The organism is Caballeronia sp. (genome assembly GCF_028292365.1).
Lineage (GTDB): Bacteria > Pseudomonadota > Gammaproteobacteria > Burkholderiales > Burkholderiaceae > Caballeronia.
On sequence record NZ_JAQGMM010000554.1, the window covers coordinates 1 to 9,492 of the forward strand.

Below are 9,492 nucleotides of genomic sequence, written 5' to 3' on the forward strand. Positions count from 1 at the left end.
CCAATGTGCCGGGCATGCGGATCACGCTGATTGGGGGTGATCTGCGGGCATCGAGCATGAGTACGCTTGGGCCGTTGGCCGAACTCGTGCTCAGCCGGTTGAGCGTGGATCTCGCGTTTCTCGGTGCGGACGGCGTAGCGGCAGATTTTGGTTTGTGCGAGGCCAGCGCGGAACAGGCTTATCTGAAGGATTGCATCATTCGCCGTGCGGCGAGTGTGGTCGTGCTAGCCGATGCCGATAAGCTCGGGCGCGCACGCCAGCAACACTGGACGCCGCTTGAGAGGGATTGGCGCCTGATCACCACCACCCTCGCCGATGAAATCAGGCTAGCGCCGTTCCGGGCGCTGGAACGGGTGGTGGTCGAGGTTGCGCCTATGGGGGTAAAACAGGTTTGATCGGGCATTGGCCTCTCTATGAAATCGCACTTCGCCTCTGCTAGCTCGCCGCCGTATAGGCCCGCCTCATCCCTGCATCTCCGCTGCCCGCTCCAGCAACAACTCCTTCTCCCGCGCATTGCGTGTCATTCCTGCGGCCTTCTCAAACTCCGCCCTCGCCTCTTCCCGACGGCCCAGCTTCGCCAGCAAATCGCCGCGCACGCTCGGCAGCCAGTGATAATTCGTCAGCAGTGCGTTCGATCCCAGCTCGTCGACTATCGCAAGCCCTGCCGCCGGACCGAACGCCATCCCCACCGCCACCGCGCGGTTTAACTCCACCACGGGCGACGGCGCCACCATCGCCAGCGCATCGTATAGCGCGACAATCTGCGCCCAATCCGTATCCTCTGCCCGCCGCGCACGCGCATGGCATGCCGCGAGCGCACCCTGCAGGGCATAAGGCCCACGCGCCCCGTTCAGCGTCTCCGACCGCTCCAATGCCGCGAGCCCGCGACGGATCAGCAACGGGTCCCATCGGCTGCGGTCTTGATCCATCAGCAAGACCGGCCGGCCGCTTGCATCGATACGTGCATGAGTGCGGGACGCCTGTATCTCCATCAGCGCGACCAGCCCGAATACCTCGCTCTCGTCAGGCGTCAAACCCGCGAGAATCCGCCCGAGACGCAACGCATCGTCGCAGAGCGATGGACGCATCCAGTCATCCCCCGCCGTCGCCGAATACCCTTCGTTGAAGATCAGGTAAATCACTTCCAGCACCGACGCCAGCCGTGCCGCGCGCGCATCGGCCTTCGGCACTTCGAACGGCACGCGCGCCGCCGACAAGGTCCGCTTCGCCCGCACAATCCGTTGCGCGATAGTCGGCTCGGGCTGCAAGAACGCGCGCGCAATCTCGTCCGTGGTCAGCCCGCCGAGCAGCCGCAACGTCAGCGCAACCCGGGCATCGACGGACAGCACAGGATGACACGCGGTGAACACAAGCCGCAGCAAGTCGTCGCCAATATCGTCCTCACGCGCGGCATCCAGCGCATCCACGAAATCCGGCGTGACGTGCTCCTCGCGCGCATCCATGTCAAGTCCCAACTCCTCGTGCTTGCGGGCGTGCAATGCATCCTGCCTCAAACGATCAAGCGCACGATGCTTCGCCGTGGTCATCAGCCACGCGCCCGGGTTGTCCGGTACGCCATCCACCCGCCAATGCTCAATTGCCGCGATCAGCGCGTCCTGCGCGAACTCCTCGGCAAGCGACACGTCGCGCACCATACGCGCCACGACCGCGATCACCTTCGCCGATTCCATCCGCCACACTGCTTCTATCGCGCGATGTGTGGCCAGGTCCTGGCTGCCGGACTCGCCGGAAGGTCCACTCACGGGGCGCTCGCCGCGTGCGGGTCCGCGTTCGGGTCCATGTACACAAATTCCCATGAGTGGCCGTCGAGATCGTCGAAGCCGTGGCCATACATAAATCCAAGATCCTGCACCGGCCGCGGTGTCGTGCCGCCCGCGCGTACGGCCTTGGCGACAATTTCATCGACCTCGGCACGGCTTTCGCACGACAGGCACGTCAGCGCTTCGACCTGCTCTTTCGGGTCGATGATCGTCTTCGAGGTGAAGGTCTGGAAGAACGGCTTGACCAACAGCATCGCAAAGATGGTCTCGCCGAGGACCAGGCATGCGCCCTGATCGTTGCTGAACGTAGGGTTGAAGCTGAATCCAAGCTCGTTGAAAAACGCGCGCGCTTTCGGCAGGTCCGCCACCGCGAGGTTTATGAAGATTTGCTTATGCATTTTTATTGCCCTTCGAGAATTGGAGGTGCCGGCGTCAGCCGGCCTTCGCAAAACGTATTCAGATCGTTCCAAGCCGCTTTCAAACGCGCCGCGCTGCTTCAAGTTCACGGATGCGATCGACCGATTCCCCCGGACCGAAATCGTCCAGTTCAAACAACTGCCGCACTTCGATCTCACCGCTTTCATGCTCGCCCATCGGCGGGGGGAAACGACGCGCCCATTCGACCGCTTCTTCGCGTGAACGCACCTGGATCAGCGTGTAGCCCGCGACCAGTTCGCGGGTCTGCGCGAACGGCCCATCGACCACGGTTCGACGGCCACCTTCATAGCGCACGCGCCAGCCTTTGGCGCTCGGCCGGAGACCGTTCGCATCGAGCAGCACGCCCGCCTTCGCCAGTTCTTCGTGGTAGGTCGCCATCGCGCCGATCAGCGCGTCCTCGGGGAGCACACCCGCTTCGCTTTTTTCGGTCGCCTTGACCATGATGATGAATCGCATCGTTGTTCTCCTCGTGGCGTGCAAGCGAGAACGCTGGTCGCGCTCTCGTTCCCACGACGAACCACGCCCGGAGAAATCGACAATTTTTAGTTGGCCGAGGGTTAACACGCACAAAGACGATGCATCCGAAGCCAATACCTACGAAACCGGCGTAAAAAAATCACTCCCAGCAGGGACCGATCTTGCGCACCTCGACCTCGCACCATTCAGCAGCCGGGCACGCCGATGCAATCTCGATGGCCTCTTTCTTCGTCGCGCAATCGAGCATGAAGAAACCGCCGATCATCTCCTTCGCCTCCGCGAACGGACCGTCAATCAGGCTAGCCTGGCCGTCGCGCTTTTTGACACGCACACCGCCGGTTGCAAGCGACTCACTCGCGATCAGCAAACCGCGTTCTTTCAGTCCCGCGCCGAACTCGACCATGCTCTGGTAGAGGAGCTTGCCTTCGGCTTGCGAGCGCTCGGCCCGCTGTCCAACAGGTTCGGCGATGAGCAGCATATAAGACATGACATCTCCTGAATTGAGGTTTCAACCGCCCTTCAAGGTATCAACTGTGGCGAAAGCTTTCAATCCCCCATGCACCGTCCGCAAACGGGGCGTTGGCGAAAAACGGCTAAGCTGTCGCCCTCCTTCACGGTTGCCCGCATTTCTCTCATGGTTAATTTATCTGTATATGGCGGACTTTTCGCGGTTGCGCTGATCGCCGCGACACTTTTCCCCCTTCAGTCCGAGGCGTTACTGGCGGGTTTGCTGATCGCCGGCAAGCAGCCGGTCTGGATGCTCGTCGCCGTGGCGAGCGTCGGGAACGTCGTGGGCTCGACCATCAACTGGGCATTGGGACGGTCGATCGAAAAGCTGCGCGAGCGACGCTGGTTCCCGATCAAGCCGCGTGCGCTTGAGCGCGCGGAAAACTGGTACCGGCGCTTCGGGCGCTGGACGCTGCTATTGAGCTGGACGCCGGTGATCGGCGATCCCTTGACCATGATCGCGGGCGTTCTGCGCGAACCTTTGTGGTCGTTCCTGCTGATCGTCGCGATTGCGAAAACGGCGCGTTATGCCGTGATTGCCGCGTTGCTGACCATGTAGCGGCCATGGTTTGCGAACGCCACGGCCTTACTTTGCGTCAGCGCGACTTAACCGGCGCAAACGCGCCTGATGATGCCGCGCGCTCAGGCGCTTCAACAGGCTGCCGGCGTGGGGATCGCCGAAATGAAATAGCGCGGTGCAACGCACACTGGTTGGCAAGCACGGCTCATTGGCGTGCAGCGAACGCATTCCCCAAAAGAAATAAATGTTGCCCGGCCTCATCTGCATCGTGCGTGCCGACATTGCCCGCCGCACCGCGTTGCGTTTCCACAAGCGACAAGCGAGTGGACTTTCGATCACCAGCTTTTCGAGAATATTGAATATCGGCCGCCGACGCACGCGGCGCAAGTTCGGGTACATCACCAGGTCACCAGGCAGCTCTCCGCGGCCATCGGGAATCTGCAGTGGGATCAGTGCGGTGACCACGTACGAATCGTAGTGAAAGAGCCAGGAATGTTTCGCGCCCGTCCCGCCGGACAACACCCGAATAGATGTCGCGATGCGCGATTCAGCGGGCGCTTCCTTCATCGCGCGCCGATACAGGCCCGTAAGTGCAGACTGCAACGAAGCAGACGTGGGAAATGCCGCAAGCGGACTGTCCTGGATCCAATCCGGACCCGCCAAACCCAAGTACTCGACGTTACGCCGCGTCAATTCGCTATCGACATACTCGCGCATGCTGTCGAGCACCTGCGCACCGATCACGTCGTGCAGCACGGCGAAGCCGGAGGTATCCATGGCGTGCGCCAGCGCGTCGATGTCCGCGTCGGACAAACTCGGAAGCGGATCGGCAGTGAATCCGGCGCCCGGATGCGCGACGCGGCGCGAAGGCGTCGTTACGTCGATATTCATTGTGTCCCCGTTAAGCAACCGTGGCAGAGTCCGGGAATCATAAGTGATCCGAATAACACGCTGTGCGCGCTCGCTCACATACCGGAAAAGCAACCTGACAGATTCGTTTCATCAGAGGAAATCAATTGCAATACGGTGTATTCCAATCACTATGCCATCCTGAATAAAATCGCCATCACACAACGTATCTACGTATTAAGCCATCCGGGTCCCGCTCCACCGTCTTTCCTCAAACCAAACGTCTCCGTCCGGCTCACTTGGCAATGTCCGCGGGCCTTTCAGTTTCCACTCTCTGGAACGTGGAACGCGCGATGTCCGGTTCCGCGCAAACGGCGGGTTAGCGGCGCTTCCAAATCAGCACGCGGATACAGCATCGCCAGTGTGATCACGCGGCAGTGCGGCAAGAAGCGCGCATTGGCAATCGCGCCATACAACCGCGTTACCGGCCTGCACGAAAGATACCCGCGATACCCAACGGACATTCTCCCGCCACGCTGGAAGCGGACTGGCCGATATCAGGCAACGCTCGGCTTACTGCAAAGCTGCATCAACCAGGAAGCGCGGCGAATGCGCGTGCGCGGGCAATCATGACGGCCAGCAGCAAACGTCATGCAAGCTCGGAATCCGGGGCCACCGCTTATGCGATATCACCGGCCAGTCAGACTCCCCCTAACTTCGCGACACAAGCGTGAGGCGCAAGATTAAACTGACGAATGAATTGGTGGATTAAACGTTTGCGCTAACAGCCCGGGCACTACATAACTTGGACATAACGGATTTTTTGCCCTCTGTTTGGGGCTTTAACCACAGAACTATTTGCTAATGTGCGTTATGTGGCAAAAACAAATCGCCTTGAAGTAGACTCCCGGCTTAAAGGCAAGCGCTATCAGTATTATTGTCCATCGCACGCTGCCGCAGAGTAAATACTACTGATTACGCCGCATCGCTATTTTCGCGCTCATTTAGCTGGAAGCTTCTCTCTCTAACAATATGGCCATGACCCTCGACTACCTGCTGGACCGGCAAATTTCCTCGCAGTGGCGTGGCGTGCTGGTCGCACTGGCGGAAGAATTCGATACCCAGATCGGCCGCGACGAGTTGCGTCAGCTAATGCAACGGGTAGGACGCCGTTTTGCCGCTGCCCATCCGCTGCCGCCCTGTGCTACCACGCCCGAGCTCGGCGCTGCATTGAACGCGATCTGGAACGACGTCGATTGGGGATTTGTCGAGGTGGGCGACGAACCGGATTATCTGCGCATCGTTCATTGTTGTCCGCCGTTGCTCGCGTTCGGCGCGAACGCCCTTCCCTGGAGCCCGGCGTTTCTCGAAGGCGCGTATCAGGAGTGGCTAAGCGCGCTTGGCGCGCAAGGCTTGTCTGTAGTGCAAGCTGGCGAGTTCGACGAAAGCGCTGCAGTCGAATTCAGACTCGGCCGCTATAGCAACTGAGAGCAACCTAGACGGTAACCAAAGGCACGTCCAACCTCGCTGAACTGAGCTAAGCGAACCTGAAGCTGGACCGGACACTCCCTAGGCTTTTACGAATGCAGTACAGGTCCGGCACCGGATCAGGCAGTCAACCAGGTAGTCAATCAGGCATTGCCCGCATCAGCGCGCAGAAGCGCGCGAGACGTCACTGGCCAGTGGTCGTCGAGGCAAGGCCCTAAGTACAACCGAGAGTACGAGGACGCAGCACATGAACCCTTCGCGCGACATAGAGAAGCTGTTCGCCAAATTTGGCGGCGATGCCGGCAACTACCAGGAAATCGGCCGCGAAAACGAAGCCGTCCACGCCCGCACTCGCTGGCCATTGCTCGCGACCCTTGACCTCTCGCAGCCATCGATCCCGAACATCGCGCCCCGCCGTGATGCTCACCTGCCCCAGACGCATGATCGCTCCGGCGAACATCGCAATGTGCCGAACAGCCTGACGCAACCGTCGGGCGCGACCTCGGTCAACCATGGCAAACCGCCGCTCTTTGCGCGCGCGCATCGGAAGACGGTTCCGCCTGTCGCCAATGTCACGTTGCCGGCTGCGCCGGTCGGCGCAGCGCGTTTCTCCGCGCTGGTAGACGCGATCGAAGAAACGTCGAACGCCGTGGAAACCGAGGCCGTGCAGCCAGTCAACGTGCAACCCCAGCAGCCAGCACGACTGCCGCAGCCGCTGTTTCGGCCGTTCCACACACAACAAGAGCAACTCCTGCCGCAGTCTCAACAACCGCAACCGCGCACGCAACCGCTCGCCACGCCTGCGTCTGCCTCTGCGTCTGCGTCTGCACACGCGCCCACCCAGCCGACGGGTTTCGCAGCGGCACTGCAACGTTCGAACACATCTGCAAAATCGCTTTCGTTGCCACGCGTGCAGGATCCCGAAGCGGCGTCGGCACCCGCACCCGCGGCTGAACCAAAAAGCCAGTCGATCCTCGGCAAGCTGTTCCGTGCGCAAGTGCACGCTCAACCTGCGCCACACGCAAGCGCATCGCCGGATTCGCTGGAGTCGATGTTCCAGCGTCTGCGCGGACCTGCTACGTCAGCGCCAGCACCTGCTCCGGCCCCCGTCAACTCGAGTGCAGGTTCGTGGCTCGCCAAGCGCAACTCGTCGTCATGAAAGTCATCACCGTCGTCTCTGCCAAAGGCGGTGTCGGTAAAACCACGCTCGCGGCAAACCTGGCCTCGGTCCTCGCTGCACGTGGGCGGCGCGTGATCGCGCTCGACCTCGATCCGCAGAACGCGCTGCGCCTGCATTTCGGCATCCCGCTCGACAGCATCGACGGAATTTCGCGCGCCACCCTCGCCGGTGAGCCGTGGCAAACCGTCATGTTCGACGGCGTCGACGGCGTCACGGTCCTGCCCTACGGCGCGGTAGTGGAAGACGATCGCCGCCGCTTCGAAGCGCACATCGACCGCGACCCGCAGTGGCTTGTGCAATCGCTTGAAAGGCTGGGACTCGATGCCGCGGATATCGTGATAGTCGATACCCCGCCGGGTTCGTCGGTCTATACGCGCACGGCGCTGTGCGCGTCGAATTTTGCGCTGAACGTCGTGCTGGCCGATGCCGCTTCGTACGCCGCCATCCCGCAGATGGAACGCATGATCGAGGCTTACGCTACGCCACGGTCCAATTTCGTGGGCACGGGTTACGTGGTGAACCAGGTCGACCAGTCGCGGCAATTGACGAAAGACGTACTCAAGGTGCTGCGTAACCTGCTCGGCGACAAATTGTTCCCGGGTGTTATCCACCTTGACGAAGGCGTGAGCGAGTCGCTCGCCTGCGACACCACGCTGATCCATTACGACCCGTTGAGCCAGGCCGCCGCCGATCTGCGCACGTGCGGCGAATGGCTCACCAGCGCGGTCGATTCCAAGCAGCTCTCGCCGAGGAACGTCGCATGAGCAAGCCACGCGCACGCGCATTGTCCGAGGCCGACGAAGTTGCGTCGCGGCTGGAGCGTTTTGTCGACTCAGGGATCTGGAGCAGCCGGATCTTTACAACGCTCCTCACACTCTTCGCCCTCTCGGCGATGTATTTCGTCTGGACGGTGCCACTCGAATTCACCCAGCAACTGATTTTCGCGTGCTGCTGTTTCGCTCTCGCCATGGCGTTCCGGCGCCTGCGCGGCCAGTACGCGACGCTGGTCATGATCATGCTGTCTGTTGCGGTCACGGGCCGCTACATGTACTGGCGGCTGACCGAGACAACCTACTGGGAACGTCCGCTCGATGCCGCCTGGGGTTTGCTGCTGGTCGCAGCCGAGGTCTACTCGGCGATCGTGCTGATGCTCGGTTATTTCCAGACTGCCTGGCCGCTGCAGAGAAAGCCGATGCCGTTGCCGGCGAACCGCGATGAATGGCCGACTGTCGACGTCTTCATTCCGACTTACAACGAGCCGCTCGGCGTGGTGAAGCCGACTATCTACGCGGCGCTGGCGATCGACTATCCGGCGGACAAGATATCGATTCATGTACTCGATGATGGCCGCCGTCCCGAGTTCAAGGCGTTCTGCGAAGAGGTTGGCGTTACCTGGACCATCCGCACGCACAACCGGCATGCGAAGGCCGGCAATATCAATGAAGCGCTGAAGATCACGAAGGGCGAATATCTCGCCATCTTCGATTGCGATCACATTCCCACACGCTCGTTCCTGCAAATCGGCCTTGGCTGGTTCCTGCGCGACAAGAAGCTGTCGATGCTGCAAACGCCGCACCACTTCTTCTCGCCCGATCCGTTCGAACGCAACCTGGGCACCTTCCGCAAGGTGCCCAACGAAGGCGAGTTGTTCTACGGGCTGGTCCAGGACGGCAACGACCTCTGGAACGCGACCTTCTTCTGCGGCTCATGCGCGCTCCTGCGCCGCACGATGGTGGAAGAGATTGGCGGCATCGCGGTCGAGACCGTGACGGAAGACGCGCATACGGCGCTCAAGCTGCATCGGCTCGGCTACACCACTGCGTATCTTGCGATCCCGCAGGCGGCAGGCCTCGCCACCGAAAGTTTGTCCGGCCACATCGGCCAGCGGATTCGCTGGGCGCGCGGCATGACGCAGATTTTCCGGATCGATAACCCGCTCACGGGCAAGGGCCTGAAGATCGGTCAGCGGCTCTGTTACCTGAACGGGATGATGCACTTCTTCTACGGCATCCCGCGCCTGGTGTTCCTGACCGCGCCGCTGTCGTACCTGTTTTTCGGGGCACATGTGATCCACGCGGCGGCGGGCACGATCGCCATCTTCGCGCTGCCGCATATGATGCATGCGAGCATCACGAACTCGCGCATGCAGCGCTCGTTCCGGCATTCGTTCTGGGCTGAAGTGTATGAGTCCGTGCTGGCGTCGTACATCACCGCGCCCACTCTGCTCGCGCTGATCAACCCGAAGCTCGGCA

Annotated in this window: 10 protein-coding genes and 1 pseudogene; 6 read left to right on the forward strand and 5 right to left on the reverse strand. The window is 61.2% G+C overall.

Features of this window, described 5'->3' with window-relative positions; genetic code table 11:
• Window positions 1-395: pseudogene (locus JWR14_RS32650) on the forward strand (DeoR/GlpR transcriptional regulator); the annotation flags it as partial.
• 66 nt (window positions 396-461) lie between these two features.
• Here the strand turns inward: JWR14_RS32650 and JWR14_RS32655 are convergent.
• The 4 genes from JWR14_RS32655 to JWR14_RS32670 all read right to left on the reverse strand — a co-directional run bounded on the left by JWR14_RS32655 (window position 462) and on the right by JWR14_RS32670 (window position 3,183).
• Entirely contained in the window at window positions 462-1,763 is a 1,302-nt protein-coding gene (locus JWR14_RS32655; protein WP_299717703.1) for an RNA polymerase sigma factor, read from the reverse strand.
• On the reverse strand, window positions 1,760-2,179 hold the full coding sequence (locus JWR14_RS32660) for a glyoxalase/bleomycin resistance/extradiol dioxygenase family protein (RefSeq protein ID WP_299717705.1): 420 nt from the start codon (window positions 2,177-2,179) through the stop codon (window positions 1,760-1,762). Before JWR14_RS32660 ends, JWR14_RS32655 begins: the two co-directional genes overlap by 4 nt.
• A gap of 79 nt (window positions 2,180-2,258) precedes the next feature.
• Window positions 2,259-2,675, reverse strand: coding sequence for a YciI family protein (locus JWR14_RS32665; RefSeq protein ID WP_299717707.1), 417 nt, complete (start codon window positions 2,673-2,675; stop codon window positions 2,259-2,261).
• Between the two features lie 160 nt (window positions 2,676-2,835).
• Window positions 2,836-3,183: a YciI family protein gene (locus JWR14_RS32670; protein ID WP_299717709.1), complete on the reverse strand. Its 348-nt coding sequence runs from the start codon at window positions 3,181-3,183 to the stop codon at window positions 2,836-2,838.
• Window positions 3,184-3,330: 147 nt separating this feature from the next.
• Between JWR14_RS32670 and JWR14_RS32675 the strand changes: the two genes are divergently transcribed.
• Complete coding sequence (locus JWR14_RS32675) at window positions 3,331-3,762, forward strand: YqaA family protein (RefSeq protein WP_299717711.1); 432 nt, start codon at window positions 3,331-3,333, stop codon at window positions 3,760-3,762.
• Window positions 3,763-3,789: 27 nt separating this feature from the next.
• Here JWR14_RS32675 and JWR14_RS32680 read toward each other — a convergent pair whose 3' ends face one another.
• Window positions 3,790-4,614 (reverse strand): hypothetical protein, encoded by an 825-nt coding sequence (locus JWR14_RS32680; protein ID WP_299717713.1) that lies wholly within the window; start codon window positions 4,612-4,614, stop codon window positions 3,790-3,792.
• 990 nt (window positions 4,615-5,604) lie between these two features.
• Between JWR14_RS32680 and bcsD the strand changes: the two genes are divergently transcribed.
• The 4 genes from bcsD to bcsA form a co-directional block, all read left to right on the forward strand.
• Window positions 5,605-6,060, forward strand: a complete 456-nt coding sequence (gene bcsD / locus JWR14_RS32685; protein WP_299717715.1) for a cellulose biosynthesis protein BcsD — start codon at window positions 5,605-5,607, stop codon at window positions 6,058-6,060.
• A 247-nt stretch (window positions 6,061-6,307) separates the two neighbouring features.
• Window positions 6,308-7,219 carry a cellulose biosynthesis protein BcsP gene (gene bcsP / locus JWR14_RS32690; RefSeq protein WP_299717717.1) on the forward strand — a complete coding sequence of 304 codons (912 nt, stop codon included), beginning with the start codon at window positions 6,308-6,310 and terminating at the stop codon, window positions 7,217-7,219.
• A complete protein-coding gene (gene bcsQ, locus JWR14_RS32695; protein WP_299717719.1) occupies window positions 7,216-8,004 on the forward strand; it encodes a cellulose biosynthesis protein BcsQ in 789 nt (262 codons plus the stop codon). The genes bcsP and bcsQ overlap by 4 nt, the downstream gene beginning before the upstream one ends.
• A partial coding sequence (bcsA, locus tag JWR14_RS32700; RefSeq protein ID WP_299717721.1) for a UDP-forming cellulose synthase catalytic subunit occupies window positions 8,001-9,492 on the forward strand: 1,492 nt, incomplete at its 3' end. The genes bcsQ and bcsA, both read left to right, overlap by 4 nt.